This window comes from Paenibacillus sp. FSL M8-0142 (assembly GCF_038597315.1).
Taxonomy (GTDB): Bacteria; Bacillota; Bacilli; order Paenibacillales; family Paenibacillaceae; genus Paenibacillus_AQ; species Paenibacillus_AQ lactis.
In genome coordinates, this window is the sequence record NZ_CP152008.1 from 6,660,379 (window position 1) to 6,680,875 (window position 20,497).

Consider the following 20,497-nt stretch of genomic DNA (forward strand, 5'->3'; position numbering starts at 1 on the left):
AATATCGCTGCTTTGACGCAGCTACGATTGGGGGCCGAAGGCCCCTTTTTCTATTCCATCCGTTTAACGTGGTTTGCATTCGACATCGGCTTGCTTACTTCGACTCGGAATTGGATTCCGATTCCGTCTCGGCCTTCTCCCTGAATTTCTTATAGAGCTTTGTAATATTCGCCGTATTGATCTGGATGTTGTGCTCGTAAGCATATTTCACAGCATATCCCAGCGCCAGGGTTGTAGCCCCCGCGACCGTCGCTCCGGCGACCGATCCAGCGCCAGGGAATACCTTCACGATCTGCCGGAAAATGCTCTTCCCGATATTCCCGAATATCGTGGCAATGACGAGCTCCTTCGCCGTCTCCTTGCTGATCGGCTTATTGTACAGCACCGCGAGCCGGGTAAGGAGACTCACTTGAATGCCGGTAATCGGAATGATATCCGATCCCGGAATGGGGGATGCGCCTACTGCTCCTGCCGAGATCGAGGCTCCGATGATCCACCCGTTGGCGGTCGCCGACTTTTCCTTGATGCTTTTGGCAAAAAGGATGTCTTTAGACTTTTTTTTAAGCATCTCCAGAATGCTGCTCCGCAGCCGGTCGATGTTCTCGCCCGTCCGAGAAGACACCGGCACAACCTCATAGCGCCCTCCGGTCTCCTTCCGGATACGCGCCACCAGGCGGTCGATTTCATCCGCGGCGTCAATTTTGTTCAGCACGATCAGGATGTTCGAGTTGACGCCTTGAATTTTCTCAAACGACCTCTTCTCCGCCTCCGAGAAGACGGTGCCTGCAGCGTTCAGAAAGAACAGCACCATATCCGCCTGTTTATAGTAATTCAAGGTCACTTCCGAATTGGCGGTATTCACATCATTCAACCCGGGTGTATCAATGAAAGATATATTGTCCTTATATTTATGCGGATGAATCACCGTCGTTTCGCCGGGCTCGGCCCCGACGCCCGCCACCTCTTCGCCCACGATCCGATTCATGGTTGAGGACTTGCCCGTATTCACGTCGCCAATCAGCGCAATGAGAATTTCCTGCTTCAGTTGGCGGTTGATTTCATCCATTTCCTTCTCGTATGCCTCATCGGCTGCCCGCTTGATCTCCTCTTCCCAGACCTTCCCGAAGTCATCCATCTCTGATCGTCTCCATTCACGATAGGTTATCGGCGTCTCCGTGCAATCTACACATCCATCATACACTACGGAGGACTGTCTACCAAAGCTTCGCTGCTTCGATTGCCTTCATGATCTCTTAAACAAAAAAAGCGTGAAATCATCACGCTTTCTCATTCGCATTATTTATTGAATTAAAATATTGACGTTATACAATTAAAAATTCAGCATGCTTCTCGCACTCCGCGCACTTCACTGGCGGGTCCCAGTCCGAAAACTCCGTCTCCTTCAAATCCACGATATCTGGAGCATCCTCATACTCATCCACGAAATTTTCGATTGCCAGTTCCACATGTTCTTTGCATACGACGTACATTCTATGCATCCTTTCTGTTATCGCCTATGAGCCCGCGTTTCTATCAAACTGTATAGCCACTCTTCTGTTCTACCACACTCTGCGAGAAAAAGAAATGCTTTTGCCCGAATTACCCCCGCATCCGGGCTTCCAATGTATTCTGCCTCGCTTCCAGGCTTGATATTCCCCCAAGATCTTCCTACTGGACAATGGATCATTCGTTATTCTGGGACAATACCACGCTCAAAGAGGCCCGTCCTCTACGCGCAGCCTCCATGAATCCATACTCGTGGAAGAGGGCGAAATGTCTGCAAGGAGTTGATCAGACCAATGTTCGGGACAAGGTATGCCGACGGGGAGGCCGCCTATCCCCATATGACGCTAAATTACCGCTAGGGATTGCCTCATTGCCTCAATCCCAGTAAAACAGCAAGAGAGCGTGCATAAGCACGCTCTCTCTTTAGTCCGCCAAGTGAATGACGCTCAACCTTTTTCATATCTCTTTCGTCTAAAGCCTAGCCGAAGCTTATTCCTCCGGCTTCTCTTCCAGCTTCACCTTGAGCGACTGCAGCTTCCCATCCCGGTAGAATGTTACATCCAGCTCACCGCCAACCTTGGTGTTGCGGTACAGATGCTTGCGCAGCTCCAGGGTGGTCTTAATCGGCTTGCCATCCAGCTTGACGATGACGTCGTTCAGCTGAAGGCCCGCATCCTTGGCAGGTCCCAGGGCATCCAGTACGACCACACCCTCGGTTACGCTCTTCGGCAGCTTCAGATTCTCCTTCTCTTTCTTGCTCAGCGGCGCATAGGGATTGCCCAAATCCACCGTATAGACACCCAGGTATGGACGCGCGATGTAGCCCTTCAGCATAAGCTCCTTAACAACCTCGGTAATCTCGTTCACCGGAATGGCGAACCCAAGGCCTTCCACACCGGTATCCGCGATCTTCATCGTATTAATGCCGATCACCCGGCCATTCAGATCGACCAGCGCACCGCCGCTGTTGCCCTCATTGATGGCGGCATCGGTCTGAATCACTTCCTGCTCCCAATCGTAATTTCCGTCCTGATTGAGCGAGACCGGAATGATCCGGTTCGTATAACTGACGATGCCGGAGGTCAGCGTATCTCCCAGCCCAAGCGGGTTCCCGATCGCAATGACGGTCTCTCCCAGCCGCAGCTTGGAGGAGTCGCCGAACTCGGCTACATCGCCAATGCCTTTGGCGTCAATCGAGAGCACCGCAATATCGCTCACGCGATCGGTGCCGACAAGCGTCGCTTGCTTCTTCTCGCCGGTCACGGTAACGACCTCGAAGGAATCGGCATTTTCTACAACATGATTATTCGTGATGATGTAAGCCTTGCCTTCAAGCTTCTTGAAAATAACACCGGATCCCAGCGCATCCTCCTGAGATTCGCCGAAATCACCGAATTCATCCCCGAAATCGAATTCCTCTCCGAAATCAAATCCCTCCGGAAGCTCCAATCCCTCTTCGTCTTCAGGCAAGACTTCCTCCTCGCTCTCAAGATCCTCCTCTTCCGGCAGCACGGTCTCTTTATGCGTCAGCACGCTTACGACAGCAGGACGCACCTTCTCGGCTGCTTGAATAATCCGCTCATAAGGGTCCCCTTCCGTCGAGGACAGCTGATGTCCGCCGTTCACCAAGGAGACCCGGGATGTGGAGGCAGGATGGCCGGTAATGAAGCTGAACAGCATCACGGCAATCAATGCGCTGCATACCGAGCTGATCGCGGAGATTTGGAAGGTGGACAGCCCTCTGCTCCGGCGGCTGGTCCGCCACTTCGTTCGCCACTTGGTTCGCGCAGATCGGTCCTCGCTGGCATTTTTGCTCTTCCTGGATACTTTGGTTGAATAAAAATCATCGTCAAACAATCCCATTCGCGATCCCTCTCTCCCCTTGTCGCTGCACGTCAAGATACGATATCCGCTTAAAGACCATCGCCATTACCGACCGACTCCGCATTCATTCTGTCGCCATAACAATCCGCCCTGCATCGTGTATCAGATCTTTCTTCCAACGCATGCCCACGCCAATAAATCTCTCTATAGTAATAACTCTTGAGAAGGCCAAAAAGTTGCAGGTCTCGGCCATACTCTTTCGATTTGTACCATTTATACGAACCCTGCCTGAACGTTCCGACAGGAAACTATGAATCTTCATCCAGAAAAGGTATGTATTGGTACCCATATGGTTCAAAAAAAACCCTGTATCCTTCTATTACCACAAACAGGGCGGCTCCAAGCGCGAACTCCATGTAATTTTATGAAACAGCCGGCAATCCGCCTGCTCCATCCATCGTGAACAACCCAATCCAGTGCATTCCAAAGATGCACATTGTACCAAATACCAACAGCTGTCATGAGCATGTTCTTTAGTGCTCCTATTGTACCACATCAGTCACGTTTAAAGTTAGCTGTCTTTTGTAAAAACAATTGTCAAATTGATGGAAATATTTTTGGAATTCCGTTCACATACCTCAGGCATGATGCTGCAGCCACGCTTCTCCTAACACACACAATAAGGTATTACGCTATTTTCGCCCCAAGGTTCCGAGTTTTTCGCTGAGGCTGCCCGTTGTCTTCAAGGTGATCGAGCTGCTGCTTGCGCATGCGTCCGCCATAAGGCGGGGATGTTAAGAACGCGTCGTGATGATGGTTCACGAAAAGGAGGTGATCGAATATGGCTAGAAGATCAAGACGGCGCCGCAGTCCAGAAATGCAGCAGTTCATGAACGACGTCATGCGGAATGAGGGCTACCAGGTCAACCCGCAGCAGGAAGTGAAGTATGAGGTTGCAAAGACGCTTGGCGTCCCGCTCAAGCCTGAAGGCAACGGCAATCTGACCACCGAGCAGGCCGGGAAAGTCGGAGGCGCTATCGGCGGCTCGATGGTCCGGGAAATGATCCGGATGGCACAAGAGAGTTTAAGTAAGCCGTAAGAACGTTCTTAGTTGCCTGCTATGGATAAAAGCACAAAAGCACTCCATGGCTTCCGAATGTTGCACGGCCCGGGAGAATGCCTCATCATGCTTCCATGCCGTTCCTTGCACACTCGCTAGGGGTTAGCGCTCGGCGCTTCGCGGTGTGCAGCTGGGCCCCTTAACGCATGCGACGCAGGCATAGCTTATGGCGGCTTATGGCGATAACGCCGTTGCTGCATCTTTTTCACTTAGGGGTAAAAGAGCAAACAGGCTGCCTCTGTCACGATCCACGTGACGGAAGCAGCCCTTTCTTGTGTGCATATTTTCGCCTATTCTCTCGATTATACTGATTTCCAACGTTTTTTTAATTCATAACTAGGTGTCGCACAGCTTAAACTCACTGTCCTTGAAGAAGCAGCCGCGGTTTATCATCGTATCGCGCACGATCATTTGGACCAGCTCCTTCATGTTTCAATAGCTGACCATTCAGTATATGCCGCCACAATGCAACTATACCCGCCTGCCGCTGCATATACGGGAAACGAATCACTGCACATACCAAGGCACCCACTGTCCCAGCGGTTCGCGCAGTTCCTGTGCCAGCACAGGCCCTACTAATCGCTGACCTTATCCCAGGGGGTCGAGCGGTCATAATAGGTGTCGCACAGCTTAAACTCGCTGTCCTTGAAGAAGCAGCCGCGGTCCTCCATCGTATCGCGCACGGTCATTTTGGCCAGATCCATCATGTTATGATCCAAGCTGAGATGCGCCAGATAGGCCCGCTTCGTATCGCCTGTCAGCAGCTCGCTCAGCGCCTCTCCGGCCGAATTGTTGGACAAATGGCCCATATCGCCGAGAATCCGGCGCTTCGTGTTCCATGGGTAGCGTCCCATCCGCAGCATTTCGATATCGTGATTCGCCTCCAGCACCAGCACGTCCGACCCGTCCAGCGCTTTTTTCACTTTATCGCTCACATACCCAAGGTCTGTCGCAACACCAAGCTTCTCATCGCCGTCATAGAAGCAGTAACCGACCGGTGCCGCAGCGTCATGGGAAATTTCGAACGGCTCGACCCGCAGCGTCCCAAAATCCTTCACCTCATGACTCTCCAGCACAATCCGGTTCTCTTCGGCAATCTTTCCGAGCGATTTGCTCATCGCTTCCCAGGTCTTCTCATTGGCATAGATCGGCAGATTGTATTTGCGCGCGACGGCCCCGAGTCCTTTAATATGGTCGGAATGCTCATGCGTTACCAAAATACCGTCGATTTCTTCTCCCATCATATCACGTTCCTTGAGCAGCTCATCGATGCGCCGGGCACTTAAGCCCGCATCAATCAGCAGTGTCGTATCCTCGTTGCGGACAATGGTCGCATTGCCCGTCGAGCCGCTCGACAGCACGGAAAAAGATATCCCCATAATTCTGTTACTCCTTTGCCGTATCGCTTTTGGGTGTGAGCACATCCCCACTAATTCCCTGTACATAGATCATTTCGCCGTTATCCAGCGTGAACCGCCATGTCGGCGCCGCCAGCTGGTCCTCCGTATTGAACAGCTGACCGTAATAACCGAGCTGTATGTCCCTCACCGCCGTATCCCGCGGTATGAAATTACGCTCAATCAAGGTCTCCAGCGCTTTGGATGCCGGGAGCACCTTCTGCTCTTCCGCCCCGTCCGTCGGCAATATTTCAAACACCGGCTCACGATACGCATAAATCTTCTGCGACTCATGGATAAACTCCAGCTCCACATTAAACAGCGGCCATTCCTTCAGCACCAGCGGCCGGAACACAAATACATGCTCTTGATCCGAGGGCTGATCATGACGATAGTTTCCGAGATTCGGTATAGTCCCTTGCAGAACACTGCGCAGCTCCTTCTCATCGGCGTAAATGAGCTTCGTATCTACCGGCTCTTCGAGCTCCACCGGCTCCTTCTGCATTTCGGCGCTGTAGATATAATTGATTTTGGGCAGCTGCGGCGTTTCCGACGGAATCGGACTCTGCACCTGAATCCCGTTCTTCTCCATGATCTGCTGCGTGCTTTCCGAGAGCGAGGTAAAGTCCAGACTGGAGCCGGCCTGCTCCCGATAGTCGATCCACAGCTGATAGCCCAGCACCAGATTCAGCAGCAAAAAGGCGTAGATCAAAACATTTTTAGCCCGGCCCCAATCCATGACGGTCCCTCCTTGTTCTCGTAATTCCAACACAATCTGCTTTACCCGTTACTCCAGCGTGCGCACACTTCCGTTCTGAAGCTCGACGGCCCATACCGGTTTAAGCAACAGCCCTTCTCCTGTAATGATCGGCAGATATGCCGGCTCCAAATTCTGAATCCGGGATTCCTCTGCGATCGTATCCAGCTTCGCTTGGAGCTCCTCGCCTCCCGACAGGGTCACCATCTGCTTGCTCAGCGCCGGCGATTCCAGATAAAGCAGCGAACGTTCATACGACGTCACCGTGCCTTGCTGCAGATCTAGCTCCATCACGCCGTACTGGAAGCCTGACGTATTGAGAATCGGATAGCCTCCGTAGTACTGCTGGAATTTCACCAGCGTGCGCTCCTCAGATTCACTAGCTTTACTGAGCCGGTAGATTCCGTTCCACCCTCCATGCTGGTTGACAAAATCAATCGCAGACAGCACATCCTTGCCCGGACTGCTCTCTCCCGACGGCGGCGCAGCCGGGTCGGTATAGCTGATCCAATGCTGCCCCTGATCCACCTGCAGGCTGCGCTTGCTGTCGGTATAAATTTCGGAGCCGTCTTTTTCCCGAATATTGCGGGTGATGCTAGGGTCAAAGAACAGGCTGCGCTGCATCTGCTCAATCGTATACACGCCGATCGGCAGCTCGGTGCTGACCATATTCAGCTTCTTGTTCGGCACATAATATCTGCCATTAACCATGGTGTATGGCGTCCAATTGAACCCGAAATCGACCAGCTGATCAACGTCCTGAACGGTCAAGTCCGCCTGGACGGCTTCGTAAACGACATCTCCCTTGGTGCTGAAAAACATGACATGAACCTTCGCCTCGCCCGGAACGCTGTACAGCCACATTTTGTTGATGCTCTCTCCACTAAACAGCGAATCGGGCACGATCTGCATCACGCGCTGCAGAAGTGTTACCGGGATGCCTGAATCAAAGCTTAGCTCAATGCCCCGGTTCTCGGATCGAACCTTGTTCCAGTCGATATTGCCTACCATCCGGCGCTGGAAATTGTCGAAGGTCCGGCCCTTCAGCCGGTTGTACACCAGATTGTAGAACGTATCGTTCGGATAAAAGATCGTATGCTTGTCCTCACCGAGATGAATGATCATTTTGTCGGGATACAAGAGATTCTCCGGCTTCTCCTCCGGCCCCATCTCCTCGGTTCGGATGTAGGAATCCTTCGATTGCACAACAGAATCGCTGCCCGGCAGGCGGTAGATCAGCACATAGCTTTGCACGAGACTGCCAAGAACCAGCACGACCAGCAGTAAAGTCTTTAATCGTTCCTTCACGGCGTTGACCTCCCCTCGTCATTCAGGGGCAAGGTAAAGGTCACGGTTGTACCTTTCTCCAGCTCGGACTGAAGGGTGATTGAGCCCCCGTGGGCTCTAACAATTTCCCGGGCAATGGACAGGCCAAGACCGGTGCCCCCCAAATTGCGGCTTCGAGCCTTGTCGACCCGGTAAAACCGTTCGAAGATGCGATCCAGATCCTTCTTCGGAATGCCGATCCCGGTATCTTTCACGGATAAGGACAGCATGCCGTCCTCTGTGATGCTTGCCTCCATGGTGATGGAACCCCCGTCGGGCGTATATTTCAGGGCGTTGGAGATCAGATTGTCAAGCACTTGGTCGATACCGTCCCTATCCAGCATCGCTGCGGACACACCTGGCTTGATATCGATAATGGTGCGGATATGCTTCTGTTTCATTTGAAAAGAGAACCGGTCCTCGACATCCTCCAGCATCTCCACGATATCCGTCGGCTCCTTATGAAGCGCCGCTTCCTTGGAATCGAGCCGCGACAGGTGAAGCAGGTCGGTGACGAGGCGGATCATCCGCCCGGTCTCGTTCTGGATGACGCCGACAAAGCGCGGCCCCATCTGCTTGTCCTCCAGCGCCCCGTCTTCAAGCGCTTCGGTATAGCTTTTGATCGTGGTCAGCGGTGTGCGCAGCTCATGCGACACATTCGCCACGAACTCCCGCCGCGAAGCCTCAAGCTTCTCCTGCTCCGTTACGTCCTGAAGCACGGCAATGGTGCCCGTAATCCCGATCTCCCGCCGATGGATCGGCGTAAAGGTAACCCGCACCATGAACGGCTCTCCGCCTTCGCGCGGCGCGATCTCCAGCAGCTTGGAGTCATGATGCTCCCCGCGTGCCAGCGCCTCGGATTCCGCTTCCTCCAAGCCAAGGAGCGACCCGATATCGCGTCCAGCCAGCTCCTCGCCTTCCACGCCCAGCATCTCACCGGCGCGGCGGTTCATCAGGATCACCCGGCCCGCTTCATCCGTGGCAATGACGCCGTCGCTCATGTTGGTGAGGATCGAAGCAAGCTTCTCCTTCTCCTCTTCGTTCTGGGACAGCGCTTCGCGCAGGCGGCTCGTCATATAGTTGAACGCCTGGCTGAGCTGGCCGATCTCGTCACTGCCGAATACCGGCGTTTTCTCGGTAAACCGGCCGTCGGCGACCGCGCGCGCATGCTTCGTCAGCTCCTTGATCGGGTGCGTGATCGTATGCGACAGGATAACCCCCAGCACGGCCGTTAAGCCCAGCGCCAGGAGAATCCCGGATATAAAAATATTGTTAATCCGCTGCATCGTATTGTACAGCTCGCTCATGCTCGCAACGATATAGATCGCGCCTACGATCTTGTCGTTATACATGACGGGCTTGGCGACGACTTTTTTGCGGATATTGTCATCGTCAATAATGTATTCCTCGTTGTCCTGGATTCCCTGCAAAGCCCGGCTTACGACAGTCTGCGTGTTTTTCGTGCCCTCATAATCGGCGTGGGAAGGCAGTGAGGTCGTCAATACCCGTCCCGTCGAATCCAGCACCTGGATCTCGGCCCCGCTCAGATTGAACAGATTGTTCACCATGACGCGCAGGCTTTCCACGGGATCCTCCTCCGATTCGTTCTCGCCGCCAAGGGTTTTGGCGGCCAGCACCGACATCAGCTCCGCACGCTCCTGCAAATCCTTCGTAAAGTTGCTGGTCAGGGACGTCTTCATCGCACTGACGAAATACACCCCGATCAGCTGCATCGCGATCAGAATGAGCAGCACGTAGATGATGATCACCTTCGCCTGAATCGTGCGGAAGAAGGAGAGCCACTTCATTAGAGGCCTCCGTTTTTAGGGCTTCGCATCAGGTAGCCGAGACCGCGCCGGGTTAAAATATATTCCGGCTTGCTCGGATTCTCTTCAATCTTCTCCCGCAATCGGCGAATGGTCACATCCACCGTGCGTACATCCCCGAAATACTCAAAGCCCCATACCGCTTGCAGCAAATGCTCCCGGGTCATCACTTTGCCGGCATTGCGTGCCAAATAATACACCAGCTCATACTCGCGGTGCGTCAAATCAAGGGCCTCGCCGCCCTTGTATACCATATACATATCCGTATCGATAAACAGATCGAACAACCGCAGGCCTTGTCCGCCCGCGCCGGTACCGCCCGTTTGATCCGCCGTGCTGTCAGGCTTTTGCTGCCGGCGCATCTGCGCCTTCACCCGGGCCAGCAGTTCTCTTGTGCTGAACGGCTTCGTCACGTAGTCGTCCGCCCCAAGCTCAAGCCCGAGCACCTTGTCGATCTCTCCGTCCTTAGCCGTCAGCATGATGATCGGGATCTGCAGGTTGGCGGCACGCACCTCGCGGCATACGTCCATCCCATCTTTACCGGGCAGCATCAGATCAAGCAGCATCAGATCCGGGCGCCGAGTCAGCGCGATGTCGACCGCACTGATGCCGTCAAAGGCGCAAATGACCTCATAGCCCTCTTTTTCCAGGTTAAATTTCAAAATATCGGCGATGGGCTGTTCGTCATCCACCACCAGAATGGTTCCCTGCATCTTCCTGTTCACCTCATACCTTCACTTGAACGGTCTTCTTTTCATTTTAACACACCTGCCGCCTGGACACACCCATTCCGCCAGGGCAAAGGACACTCACGCATGCAGCACTCACTCCTTTGCTCCAGCTTCCACTCCGCCTCCCACACCCCCCGCCTCCATGGCCCGCTCCGGTTCATGGGGAGCGGCCACCTCTTCGGCAGCATCGGCTTCCACGGAAAGGGGGATGGACTTTGCAGATAAGGGAAACCCTTCATACTCAGCTTGGGGTGGCATTCGGAAAGCGGAGCGCTCGCCTTTGAATTCGGAAAATCTCATCAGGGATTAGTAGTTCCAATTTTCCGAATTCAACAGCGATGGAGAAGGACACCCCATGCCACTAGACTGCAAAGATATTTCCCACTCTGCCTCCCACACCCCCCGCCTCCATGGCCCGCTCCGATTCACGGGGAGCGGCCACCTCTTCGGCAGCGTCGGCTTCCACGGGATTGGGGATGGACTTTGCAGATAAGGGAAACCCTTCATACTCAGCTTGGGGTGGCATTCGGAAAGCGGAGCGCTCGCCTTTGAATTCGGAAAATCTCATCAGGGATTAGTAGTTCCAATTTTCCGAATTCAACAGCGATGGAGAAGGACACCCCATGCCACTAGACTGCAAAGATATTTCCCGCTCTGCCTCCCACACCCTCGCCTCCATGGCCCGCTCCGGTTCACGGGGAGCGGCCACCTCTTCGGCAGCATCGGCTTCCACGGGATTGGGGATGGACTTTGCAGATAAGGGAAACCCTTCATACTCAGCTTGGGGTGGCATTCGGAAAGCGGAGCGCTCGCCTTTGAATTCGGAAAATCTCATCAGGGATTATTAGTTCCAAATTTTCCGAATTCAACAGCGATGGAGAAGGACACCCCATGCCCCCAGACTGGAAAGATATTTCCCGTTCTGCCTCCCACATCCCCATCCCCCATCCAAGCAGATGCAAACGAAGAAAATGGCCGCCCCCGTAAAGGAGCGGCCATCTTCATCATTATGATATATAAAACCAATAATGGCTTATGTCGTCACTAGTAACGATAGTATAACACAGATTTATAAATATTTCATCGGGTTTTGGGCAACTCCATTTTTTTGAATTTCAAAATGGAGATGGGTTCCGGTCGAACGACCGGTATTGCCCATCACGCCAAGCTTCTGGCCTTGGCTGATGGACTGGCCGTTGCTGACGGAGATCCGGCTCATGTGGCCGTACAGGGTACGGTAGCCGTTGCCGTGGTCCACAATGACCACATTGCCGTACCCGCTCTGCTGGCCGGAGAAGACAACCCGACCGGAGGCCGCGGCCATAATGGTGCTGCCGCCGACAACGTCGATGCCCTCATGGCTCCGTCCCCAGCGATGTCCGAAGGAGCTCGTGATGCGAGCTCCGCTCACCGGCCAGGCGAACTGCTTGCTGCTCGACGTTTTTTTGCTCACCTTCGGTGCAGCCGCTTTGCGTTCCACCTTCGTGCCTTTATAAACAACCTCCGGCAGCGCCTCCTGAACTACCTCTTGCCCGGTCCACAGCTTGGAGACCACCCTGCCGTTTTCCTTCGTGACCACGTAACTCACGGTTTTGACACCGTCTCGCCCAGGGCGAACAACTTTACGCTTACCGAGAGGAAGCTGGTCGCTCTTGCGAACGATCGTCTCCGGCTTGCTCGGCTGCTTCTCGGTAACCGTCTCGACCGTCCGCACCGTGAGCGGCGCTTCCGGCTGGGTAAGCTGCAGCTCGGCTCCAATCTGCATGTATTTTTCCTCAAGCCCCGGATTCAAGGCCATAACCTCCGATGATTTCATCCCGTACTGCTTGGCAATCGAGGAAATCGTATCCCCTTCTTTCACCGTGTAGGTCACCGGCTTGTCCTTCGCTCCGGTCAGCACCTTCACGGCGTCCTCCACATCCAAGACCTTGTTCGGATCGGCTTTCGTGCCGGCCACGGTAATCTCTTCCTTGATCTGGACGGACTCCAGCTCTGCGCCTTCTTTATTCTTGGTAGAAGCTTGAGCAGAGACCCTCTTAAAAGCAACCTGCTGCGTCTTGGTCTTCACCGCATCCGCGTCCGGCGCAAATTTCAGCTTGGCAGCCTCAATCGCAGCCCTTGCCGTCTCCTGGTCCTTGACGATCGCAACAGTCTTGCCGTCCACCTTCAGCTCGACGCCCCGAGCGTATGCCTTCAGCATGCCGTCCAGCTTGTTCAGCGTTTCCTCGCTGTTAATTTCCGGCTTAAAGGAGCGATCCGCTTTCGTCGTAATCCCATCGGTATGCAACACCATCAGCACATCCGGGTATTTCTCCTGAAATTCCTGTCGCTTCTCTTCAAACAGCCGGTCCAGCTCGGCGTCATCAGCAATCGCGCCGATCGCTTGACCGTTAACATATACATGATAGAACGGAATGGTATTGGCGTTCACATAAGCCTTGCTGCCGGTATATATCGATCCTGCTAGGAGTAGAGCCCCTGCCGACATCCAAATCCACTTGCGCGGAACGGCCCGTCCAGTAGATTCCGGATGAGAAGGCAGCTCGGACTCGTCTGTTGAATTGTTGTGTAGGGCGGAGCGATCCGCTTGCTGTCGACGAAGCAAACCTTCGATCCACCGTATCCCCTTGAAACCCTTCATGTCCCTCTCCTTCTAGCCTTGTTCATATGTAATCACTGCATATCATCTGAACATGTTGACTGCTCGTTTGAAAAATGTCATCACCTGTCAAAAGGTATCAAAATTTTAACCTTTTTGATCTTTGTATACTTTAACATAGCCGTTAAGCTCATTTCAAGTTTGCCAAAACAGCAAAAAACCCGCATCACATGCGGGTTTTCACACGTCTTCCAATATTAAACGGCTTGCAATTTGTGACAAAATAGTGACCAGGCGCATCTCAGCTCCTGGCCTTGCTCTATTCCTGGAGCAGCGAGATTAGTTTGTCGTACTCAGCTTCACTCAAGTATTGGGTGATGCCCTCCTCGATCTCCGTGAGTTCGGCCTCCGTCAAGCCATCCTCCATAGCTTCCGATATTTTCTGCATTTCCGATTGGGGAAGCTTATTCATCAGCAATGTAAAGATTTCCTCCTTGTCCTCAAGCGGCAGACTGCCTTTGCGGTCTACAATATCGCCAGGAGTCATGACAATCTGGTCGTCCTCTGGCGCCGTTTCCGAATCGGCCGCGGAGCTCCCCATCACCGGCAGCGATCCATCCGGAGCCCCCTGCTCGGAGGACGTCCCTTCCGTTTCCCCCGTGCCTGCATCCGTTTCTTCAGCCTCCTGCGTCCCGTTAGTCTCCGCATCTGCCTCGTCTGCACCAGGCTCCTTGTCATCGCTTTGCACGGAGTCTGGTGAAGTTTGATTGGCATTCGTCACATTCACGGTTTCCGAAGTGGCTGGCGTCGTACCAGCTCCGGTGTCGGCACCCGCGCCAAAGCCAAGCATCGTCTTCATGATGCCTCCGACTCCTAGAGGCTGAGCCTCAAGCTGAATATTAAGGCTGGACAGGATCGACTGAATATAAGCGTTCACAACGATTCCCGTGGTCACAATCGTCAATGTGCTGACAAGGATTGCCGTCAGGCTGACCTTCAGCAGCCATTTCATCAGATTCATCCGCCTCTCCTCCTTCCTTCCGCATGCCATAAGACTGCGTAATGATGGCTGTCTTCTTTTTCCAGTATTGACGCTTATCGTTCTCTTCAACCTCAAAGCTTTCTATTTTCTATTGAGAATTGCTATATTGCAGGGATATCCACCCCGTGCATTCGCATAATTACGGCATGCTGATATGATCACCTATGCCCCCTATGCCGGACCTGCATACGATAAAGTACCAGTTGCATGAGATGCTAGAGCCGAACGATGTCCGTCTGCCAGTAAGCCGGAATGAGAGTGGTGCATTGTCATCTCAAAGTGAGAGGAGGCACATTAGACGCATGTTTATACATTCTCAAGAGAGCGAGCCGCTGGTATCCGTGGTTATCGCATGTTATAACTATGGGGTTTATCTCGAGGAAGCGATTGACTCATGCCTCGCCTCCACGATTCAAAATATCGAGATTATTGTTGTCGATGACGGTTCCACAGACCCTTATACCGTAGAGTTGTTCCGAACCATGAAGAAGCCAAAGACGAAAGTCATTCGACAAGAGAATAAAGGAATCCCGGCAGCGTTAAATCGGGGGATACGGGAGGCAAGGGGGAAGTATATTTTTCGCCTTGATGCCGATGACCGAATCCACCATACGCTGCTGGAGAAGGGGGCGCTCGTATTGGATACTCGCCCTCATGTCGGTTTCGTTACTTGTTATCTTCAGGCATTTGATCAGGAGAATTGGACTTGGATCCTCCCCCCCTTCTCCTTGGCCCAGCTGCTCAGAGATAATATAGTCGTGGGGAATTCAATGTTTCGGCGTGCCGCATGGGAGGGATCGGGCGGATTTGACGAACAAGGCAAAGGCTACGAGGATTGGGACTTCTGGATCCAGCTGACCAGTCTCGGTTGGGGAGGATTCTGTATTCCTGAATTGCTGTTCTTCTACCGCAGACATGGCGAAACCGAATCCGTCAGACAGTTTCCCCGCCAGAATGAGCTTCGCGAACATCTTCGGAGAAAACACCACCGGGCCTACAGCATGCTCGATGCCGGACAGCTAGAGTACAGCATGAGGCAATCGTCTGCGATATCGGCAAATTGGAACATTCAGTCAGATAACTATATGGTGACCAAACCGGCTGACGACAAAATTAAAATTATGATCATCATGCCTTGGCTCATTATCGGCGGGGCGGAGACCTTCTTTCTGGATCTGTTGGAGGCCATGCCCAGAGATCAGTATCACATTACACTGGTCACGACCATACGGGAGGAAAGCCCGCTTTACCAGAGATATGACCAATGTACCGATGAAATCTTTCTGCTCCCTTCGATTTGCGAGCTGCCGGAGCAAATGGAGGCCATCATCCATTACCTGATCGAAACCAGGGGCATACAGATTCTCCATAACAACAACAGCGAAGTCGGCTACAATATACTGCCTGGCTTGAAAGCGAGATTTCCTCATCTTAAAACCATTGCCCTGCTTCACGCCTATGTTCCTGAATTGCCCTGGGATCATGTAAGGCATTCCGTTCAGTTCGATCCTTGGATTGATTGCTATAACGTGTGCAGACAGTCAATGAAGGACACCTTGACGAGCCTGTTCCATATCAATCCCGAGAAAATCTGCCTGCTGCCAAACGGGATCAATACGAATTTATATCGCCCCGGTACTGCCGAGGAATATGCCATATTAAAACAAGGCTTTAACATCCCGCTGGATAAGAAGGTCGTCTCCTACATCGCCAGACTAAATATCGACAAGGACCCGTTAAAATTCATTTCCATCGCCAAACAAATGATCGCTGCCGATTCCGCGGATCGCTACCGGTTTCTAATCGTTGGGGAAGGTCCGTTGAAGCAGCAGGTAATCGAAGCCATCGGGTCCCTGTCGTCCAAAATCATTGTCCTTGGTGCGCGCGGAGACGTGCATCAGATTCTGAAGTTTACGGATGTCATGGCGTCCACCTCACCAAGTGAAGGACTTCCGATTAGCGGCTTGGAAGCGATGGCAGCCGGGGTGCCCGTCATAGCCTTCGCTGTCCGGGGATGGATGGATTTGATTCACCAGCACCATGACGGCGTTCTCATCGGGCGTTCCGAAGCAGAGGAGCTGGATTACGCCCAGCAGCTTATGTACCTCCTGGACCATTCTGAATGGAGAGAGCGAATGAGCGCTGCCGCCCGTCAGAAAATAGAGACTTATTACGGACGCGAAGCGTTCCTTAATCGGTATCAGGCACTCTACCGTTTATTGGTATCAGGCATCATTCCTCATTGAGGTTAACTTTCGTTCCCCGATCTATATAATCTATGGAAGGGATTCAGCAATGGCTGCCATAATGGGGTACGCACGTTAAAAGACCGGAATCATCCGCATGTAACGCTTTCGGATGATTCCGGTCTTTATGCTGCCGGGAATAGCATTCCCGGCTCTCCCATAAGGCCGTACGCCTTGTTAAGAAGCGTATGGCTTCTTCCCTCTGTGATCATAGCTATCCTGCCGTGCGGTTCGCTGTCTTAGCCCCAATTCCAAACCCAGCGTCATGCTCTTTATTTCTAACTCCATTATAGGGTTGAAATCTTTGCGGTCGAGGGATAATTTTTTCGGACGGAGGGGTATAATCTTATACTTCTTCCCCATCGCCCCCAAAATCAGAACCACCCGTCAAACGGGTGGTTTGCTCTTGGGGTATAACCCCTTGTTGCCAAACTGCGCCTAAAGACGCTAGCCTGACAATAAAATTGTTCAGGCTCAGTGTAATTTGTCACTTTCACTTACCAGTTAAACTGGTTTACTTCTTCTTGCTACTGTTTTTGCTGAATGGGTCTTCATACTCTTTCACACTCAGTTTATCAATTGCCTGGTCGTGTGCTTCTTGCTCACGGATATATTTTGCCACGGTGGCTTCATTCAAGCCCACTGTGCTGACGTAGTATCCCTCCGCCCAAAATTTTCGATTGCCATATTTATACTTCAAGCTAGCATGCTTCTCGAATATCATGAGTGAGCTTTTCCCCTTCAGGTATCCCATAAATGATGATACTGAGATTTTGGGGGGAATTGCTACCAACATATGTACATGATCGGGCATCATGTGGCCTTCGATTATCTCCACTCCCTTGTATTTGCATAATCGTTTGAAAATTTCGATTAAGTCTTTCCTCACTTGATTATAAATCTCTTTCCGTCTATACTTCGGGGTGAACACAATGTGGTACTTGCACATCCACTTCGTGTGAGCTAAACTATAGCTCTTGTTTGCCATCTAAGACCATTCCTTTCATTATTGAGCCTGAACATCTCAATTTTATCGGAATGGTCTTGTTGGTCAAACCCTCGATCCCTCCACCCGCATAGCGGGTGGTTTTTTGTTTCGCACGCTTCGCGAGCTCAACTGGCTAAAGCCATAATAAAAAGCCTGCCGGGTTCTCACCCCCGAGCAGGCTTCAACAGGTCTAACAGATGACGTTCTCCGTCTCTATATTTTGGGACAATTGATGCTTCTACAGCATTATTCGTAGATCGGCAGCACTTGATTCGTCTGCTCCCGGTTGCGGCCTACCGAGAAAATCGCAATCGGAATGCCGGTCAGCTCCGATACCCGCTCCACATAACGACGGGTATTCTCCGGAAGGTCCTCCAGCGTCTTCGCACCGGTGATATCCTCGCTCCAGCCTGGCAGCTCCTCATAGATCGCTTCACATTCGGCCAGCATTTTAAGGCTGGACGGATAGTGCTTGATCTCCTCGCCACGGTATTTGTAGGCTGTGCAGATCTTAACGGTCTCGAGTCCGCTCAGCACATCCAGCGAGTTCAGCGACAGGCCGGTGATTCCGCTGACGCGGCGGGCATGGCGGACCACGACGCTGTCGAACCAGCCGACGCGGCGGGCACGGCCCGTAACAGTACCGTATTCATGGCCTTTTTCCCGGATATAGTCGCCGATCTCATTGTTCAGCTCGGTTGGGAATGGTCCATCGCCGACACGGGTCGTGTACGATTTCGCTACTCCGATAACCTGCTGGATTTTGGATGGGCCTACACCCGAGCCGATGCATACGCCGCCAGCCGAAGGGTTGGACGAAGTAACGAACGGATAGGTGCCTTGGTCGATATCCAGCATAACGCCCTGTGCGCCTTCGAACAGCACCTTCTTATTTTCATCAATCGCATCATTCAGCACGACCGACGTATCGCGGACGTATGGACGAATGAATTCGGCATACTCCAGGTACTTCGTCAAAATCTCCTCGACATCAAGCTCCTCGCCGCCGTACACTTGCGTGATCACCTGATTCTTCTCCTTCACCATATGGCGAAGCTTCAGCTCGAACTCCTCGGGATCCATCAGATCCGAGATCCGGATTCCGTTGCGCGCTGCTTTATCCATGTAGCAAGGACCGATCCCTTTGCGGGTTGTACCGATCTTGTTCGGGCCCTTCCGGTCCTCTTCCAGAGCATCCAGCACCATATGGTACGGCATGATGACATGCGCCCGGTCGCTGATGACCAGATTGTCCGTGCTGAATCCATTATCGTGAATATAGTTAATCTCTTCAATCAGTGCAGCCGGATTTACGACCATGCCGTTTCCGATTACACAGGTTTTATCTTTATAAAATACTCCGGATGGAATCAAGCTGAGCTTGAACTTTTTACCGTCAATCAGAATGGTGTGACCGGCATTGTTGCCGCCTTGGTAACGGGCCACCACGTCGGCGCTTTCCGCCAAATAATCCGTGATTTTCCCTTTCCCTTCATCTCCCCATTGTGTTCCCACAACGACTACCGTTGACATATTCATTCCTCCGCCCGGGCATTAGCACCCTTATTATTTCGTCAAACCCTTTATGAAATACATCGTCTTGAAGCATGTTTCATATCCTCAACTGCACAAAAGGCAGCAATACCAGTGTAACAGTCCTTATTTTTAAAGTCAAATAAAAAACGAACAATCGTACACTATGCAGTACGATTGTTCGGAATTAGGACGAGAACTACAGATGATTCCCGAATATATTCGTATATAATTGGCTATCCCGCGGCAAAAGCATCGGCATGCGTACGCTCGTAATTGACGAATTTGTTGAAGTTCTTCAAGAACACCAGCTCGACCGTGCCGACCGGGCCGTTACGCTGCTTGGCAATAATGATCTCGATGATGTTCTTCTTCTCCGTCTCCTGATTGTAATAATCATCCCGGTACAAGAACGCAACGATATCGGCATCCTGCTCGATCGAACCGGATTCCCGAAGGTCACTCATCATCGGACGCTTGTCCTGACGCTGCTCGACGCCCCGGCTCAGCTGGGACAACGCGATTACCGGCACTTCCAGCTCCCGCGCAATCTGCTTGAGCGTACGGGAAATCTCGGATACTTCCTGCTGCCGGTTCTCGCCCGGCTTACCGCGCCCGTGAATGAGCTGCAGGTAGTCAATCAGAATCATCCCGAGCCCCTTCTCTTTCTTCAGGCGCCGGCACTTCGCCCGGATATCGGCAACCGTAACCCCAGGCGTATCATCGATATAAATTTCCGCTTCCGACAGCGCGGCGATCCCCATCGTCAGCTTGGACCAGTCCTCATCGCCTTTAAAATCGCCGGTCCGCATGACGCCTGCGTCGAGGTTCGCCTCGGCGCAGATCATACGCTGAACCAGCTGCGGCGCGGACATCTCGAGACTAAAGATCGCGACCGTCTCCTTCGCCCGAATCGCTACATTCTGCGCGATATTCAGGGCGAACGCCGTTTTACCTACGGATGGGCGCGCCGCTACGATAATAAGGTCACTGCGCTGAAAGCCGCTCGTCATTTTATCGAGATCAACGAAGCCGGACGGTATTCCCGTCGTGCTCCCCCGGTTCTGATGCAGAACCTCCACCTTCTCGAACACTTCCATCAGCACATCCCGGATCGCAATGAACCCGCTGCCCGTGCGCCGGTTGGAAATTTCGAGAATGCGGCGCTCCGCCTCGCTCAGCATGCCGGCTACATCTTCCCCGCCGGTATAGCCTTCGCTCACGATCTGCGTCGCTGTTCGGATCAACCGCCGAAGCATCGATTTCTCTTCGATGATCTGCGCGTAGTAATCCACGTTCGCCGCCGTCGGAACCGCATGCGCCAGCTTCGCTAAATAACTGACGCCGCCGATTTCTTCCAGCTGTCCTTTATCCTGAAGACGGGAGGTGAGGGTCACCAGATCGATCGGCTGATTCTCTTCTCCGAGCTGCACCATCACTTCGTAGATCATCTGGTGCGTTTTGTCGTAGAAGTCCTCGGTCTGCACCCGCTCCATCGCCGTAATCAGCGCTTCGCTCTGCAGCAGAATGGCCCCCAGCACCGCCTGTTCGGCTTCGAGGTTCTGCGGGGGGACCCGATCGAAATAGAGTTCTCCTCCCATG

15 protein-coding genes and 1 pseudogene are annotated in these 20,497 nt (G+C 52.8%); 2 read left to right on the plus strand and 14 right to left on the minus strand.

From position 1 onward, the window contains the following. Positions 1 to 94: 94 nt before the first annotated feature. From NSQ46_RS30090 to NSQ46_RS30100, 3 genes are all read right to left on the minus strand, one after another. Complete coding sequence (locus NSQ46_RS30090; RefSeq protein WP_007129185.1) at positions 95 to 1,135, minus strand: GTPase; 1,041 nt, start codon at positions 1,133 to 1,135, stop codon at positions 95 to 97. 187 nt (positions 1,136 to 1,322) lie between these two features. After that, positions 1,323 to 1,490, minus strand: coding sequence for a CxxH/CxxC protein (locus NSQ46_RS30095; protein ID WP_007129186.1), 168 nt, complete (start codon positions 1,488 to 1,490; stop codon positions 1,323 to 1,325). A 505-nt stretch (positions 1,491 to 1,995) separates the two neighbouring features. Beyond that, positions 1,996 to 3,369 carry a trypsin-like peptidase domain-containing protein gene (locus NSQ46_RS30100; protein ID WP_007129187.1) on the minus strand — a complete coding sequence of 458 codons (1,374 nt, stop codon included), beginning with the start codon at positions 3,367 to 3,369 and terminating at the stop codon, positions 1,996 to 1,998. A gap of 802 nt (positions 3,370 to 4,171) precedes the next feature. On the opposite strand from NSQ46_RS30100, the gene NSQ46_RS30105 reads away from it, so the two are divergent. After that, entirely contained in the window at positions 4,172 to 4,429 is a 258-nt protein-coding gene (locus NSQ46_RS30105; protein ID WP_028406228.1) for an alpha/beta-type small acid-soluble spore protein, read from the plus strand. 357 nt (positions 4,430 to 4,786) lie between these two features. On the opposite strand, the pseudogene NSQ46_RS30110 reads toward NSQ46_RS30105, so the two are convergent. The 8 genes and pseudogenes from NSQ46_RS30110 to NSQ46_RS30145 all read right to left on the minus strand — a co-directional run. Further along, a pseudogene (locus NSQ46_RS30110) lies at positions 4,787 to 4,882 on the minus strand (MBL fold metallo-hydrolase); the annotation flags it as partial. A gap of 143 nt (positions 4,883 to 5,025) precedes the next feature. Beyond that, positions 5,026 to 5,829: an MBL fold metallo-hydrolase gene (locus NSQ46_RS30115; protein ID WP_007129189.1), complete on the minus strand. Its 804-nt coding sequence runs from the start codon at positions 5,827 to 5,829 to the stop codon at positions 5,026 to 5,028. A gap of 7 nt (positions 5,830 to 5,836) precedes the next feature. Then, a complete protein-coding gene (gene yycI, locus NSQ46_RS30120; protein ID WP_007129190.1) occupies positions 5,837 to 6,586 on the minus strand; it encodes a two-component system regulatory protein YycI in 750 nt (249 codons plus the stop codon). A gap of 48 nt (positions 6,587 to 6,634) precedes the next feature. Continuing rightward, complete coding sequence (gene yycH, locus NSQ46_RS30125; protein WP_007129191.1) at positions 6,635 to 7,912, minus strand: two-component system activity regulator YycH; 1,278 nt, start codon at positions 7,910 to 7,912, stop codon at positions 6,635 to 6,637. Then, the gene (walK, locus tag NSQ46_RS30130) at positions 7,909 to 9,738 is read right to left on the minus strand and encodes a cell wall metabolism sensor histidine kinase WalK (protein ID WP_007129192.1); all 1,830 of its coding nucleotides are present in this window, start codon (positions 9,736 to 9,738) and stop codon (positions 7,909 to 7,911) included. The genes yycH and walK overlap by 4 nt, the downstream gene beginning before the upstream one ends. Then, complete coding sequence (yycF, locus tag NSQ46_RS30135) at positions 9,738 to 10,469, minus strand: response regulator YycF (protein ID WP_007129193.1); 732 nt, start codon at positions 10,467 to 10,469, stop codon at positions 9,738 to 9,740. The genes walK and yycF overlap by 1 nt, the downstream gene beginning before the upstream one ends. Positions 10,470 to 11,556: 1,087 nt before the next feature. Next, a complete protein-coding gene (locus NSQ46_RS30140) occupies positions 11,557 to 13,128 on the minus strand; it encodes a peptidoglycan DD-metalloendopeptidase family protein (RefSeq protein ID WP_341342595.1) in 1,572 nt (523 codons plus the stop codon). A 277-nt stretch (positions 13,129 to 13,405) separates the two neighbouring features. Next, complete coding sequence (locus NSQ46_RS30145; protein ID WP_007129196.1) at positions 13,406 to 14,107, minus strand: hypothetical protein; 702 nt, start codon at positions 14,105 to 14,107, stop codon at positions 13,406 to 13,408. 323 nt (positions 14,108 to 14,430) lie between these two features. Here NSQ46_RS30145 and NSQ46_RS30150 point away from each other — a divergent pair, with 323 nt between their 5' ends. Further along, positions 14,431 to 16,374 carry a glycosyltransferase gene (locus tag NSQ46_RS30150; protein ID WP_007129197.1) on the plus strand — a complete coding sequence of 648 codons (1,944 nt, stop codon included), beginning with the start codon at positions 14,431 to 14,433 and terminating at the stop codon, positions 16,372 to 16,374. Positions 16,375 to 16,888: 514 nt separating this feature from the next. On the opposite strand, the gene tnpA is transcribed toward NSQ46_RS30150, so the two are convergent. The 3 genes from tnpA to dnaB all read right to left on the minus strand — a co-directional run bounded on the left by tnpA (position 16,889) and on the right by dnaB (position 20,496). Beyond that, positions 16,889 to 17,362 (minus strand): IS200/IS605 family transposase, encoded by a 474-nt coding sequence (tnpA, locus tag NSQ46_RS30155; RefSeq protein WP_007128375.1) that lies wholly within the window; start codon positions 17,360 to 17,362, stop codon positions 16,889 to 16,891. Positions 17,363 to 17,608: 246 nt separating this feature from the next. Continuing rightward, on the minus strand, positions 17,609 to 18,895 hold the full coding sequence (locus NSQ46_RS30160; RefSeq protein WP_144870886.1) for an adenylosuccinate synthase: 1,287 nt from the start codon (positions 18,893 to 18,895) through the stop codon (positions 17,609 to 17,611). 236 nt (positions 18,896 to 19,131) lie between these two features. Continuing rightward, the gene (dnaB, locus tag NSQ46_RS30165; protein WP_007129199.1) at positions 19,132 to 20,496 is read right to left on the minus strand and encodes a replicative DNA helicase; all 1,365 of its coding nucleotides are present in this window, start codon (positions 20,494 to 20,496) and stop codon (positions 19,132 to 19,134) included. Between the last annotated feature and the right edge of the window lies 1 nt (position 20,497).

Bases quoted from the DNA above. Each gene is read 5' to 3' on its own strand.
- NSQ46_RS30090 (WP_007129185.1), bottom strand. From the start codon at position 1,135: ATGGATGACTTCGGGAAGGTCTGGGAAGAGGAGATCAAGCGGGCAGCC.
- NSQ46_RS30150 (WP_007129197.1), top strand. From the start codon at position 14,431: ATGTTTATACATTCTCAAGAGAGCGAGCCGCTGGTATCCGTGGTTATC.
- NSQ46_RS30105 (WP_028406228.1), top strand. From the start codon at position 4,172: ATGGCTAGAAGATCAAGACGGCGCCGCAGTCCAGAAATGCAGCAGTTC.
- NSQ46_RS30100 (WP_007129187.1), bottom strand. From the start codon at position 3,369: ATGGGATTGTTTGACGATGATTTTTATTCAACCAAAGTATCCAGGAAG.
- tnpA (WP_007128375.1), bottom strand. From the start codon at position 17,362: ATGGCAAACAAGAGCTATAGTTTAGCTCACACGAAGTGGATGTGCAAG.
- NSQ46_RS30140 (WP_341342595.1), bottom strand. From the start codon at position 13,128: ATGAAGGGTTTCAAGGGGATACGGTGGATCGAAGGTTTGCTTCGTCGA.
- NSQ46_RS30145 (WP_007129196.1), bottom strand. From the start codon at position 14,107: ATGAATCTGATGAAATGGCTGCTGAAGGTCAGCCTGACGGCAATCCTT.
- yycI (WP_007129190.1), bottom strand. From the start codon at position 6,586: ATGGATTGGGGCCGGGCTAAAAATGTTTTGATCTACGCCTTTTTGCTG.
- yycF (WP_007129193.1), bottom strand. From the start codon at position 10,469: ATGCAGGGAACCATTCTGGTGGTGGATGACGAACAGCCCATCGCCGAT.
- dnaB (WP_007129199.1), bottom strand. From the start codon at position 20,496: ATGGGAGGAGAACTCTATTTCGATCGGGTCCCCCCGCAGAACCTCGAA.
- NSQ46_RS30115 (WP_007129189.1), bottom strand. From the start codon at position 5,829: ATGGGGATATCTTTTTCCGTGCTGTCGAGCGGCTCGACGGGCAATGCG.
- NSQ46_RS30095 (WP_007129186.1), bottom strand. From the start codon at position 1,490: ATGTACGTCGTATGCAAAGAACATGTGGAACTGGCAATCGAAAATTTC.
- NSQ46_RS30160 (WP_144870886.1), bottom strand. From the start codon at position 18,895: ATGTCAACGGTAGTCGTTGTGGGAACACAATGGGGAGATGAAGGGAAA.
- walK (WP_007129192.1), bottom strand. From the start codon at position 9,738: ATGAAGTGGCTCTCCTTCTTCCGCACGATTCAGGCGAAGGTGATCATC.